The organism is Postechiella marina (assembly GCF_039538365.1).
GTDB lineage: Bacteria > Bacteroidota > Bacteroidia > Flavobacteriales > Flavobacteriaceae > Postechiella > Postechiella marina.
The window spans coordinates 1-796 of record NZ_BAABCA010000023.1; the positions used below are offsets into that span (position 1 = coordinate 1).

Genomic DNA, 796 nt, shown 5'->3' on the forward strand with positions numbered 1-796 from the left:
TAACGGATGCCAATGGCGATGTGACAAGTTTCGCAGTACCAAACGAAGGCTCATGGAGTGTAGATGAAACTACAGGAGCGATAACATTCACACCGTTAGCAACGTTTACAAACGATCCAACCGTGATTAGTTATAATGTAGAAGATAACGATGGCAATGTATCTAACGATGCTACGGTAACTATAGATTATGTACCAGTAGCGGAAGACAATACCAGTAACGGAAACACAGTAGGCGATCCAGCAGTCTTAGATATCGTAAGTGATGATATCAATGGCGATGAAGTTGTATCAAGTACAATAGATTTAGATCCATCAACACCAGGCACACAAGAGACGACTTTAGTTGTACCAGGCGAAGGAACATGGGCAGTAGATGCAGCAGGCGAGTTAACCTTTACTCCAGAAGTAGGGTTTACAACCGATCCAACAGCAATCACTTATACAATAGAAGATGCCGAAGGTAATGTATCCGATCCAGCCACTATCACGGTAACCTATGATGAGTTACCACCAGTAGCAGAAGATGATAGTGTAGCAGGTGTAGCGACAGGCGATCCAGCAGTCTTAACGGATATCACATCAAACGATACGTTAAGTGATGGTAGCCCAATAGACACTACACCAGGAACAGGAAACGCAGTAATCAGTTTAGATCCAACCGATTCAGACGGTGATGGCGATCCATTAACATTAGTAGTACCAGGCGAAGGGACATGGACTTACGATCCAACAACGGATGATTTAACGTTCACTCCAGAAACGACCTCAGGCGGATTTGGATCAAATTTCACAGA

The 796-nt window shown here is 43.8% G+C and carries 1 protein-coding gene; it reads left to right on the forward strand.

What is annotated here, in order from left to right; translation table 11 throughout:
- Positions 1 to 796, forward strand: a 796-nt coding sequence (locus ABD715_RS17775; protein ID WP_344789678.1) for an Ig-like domain-containing protein, incomplete at both ends; no start/stop codon positions are given.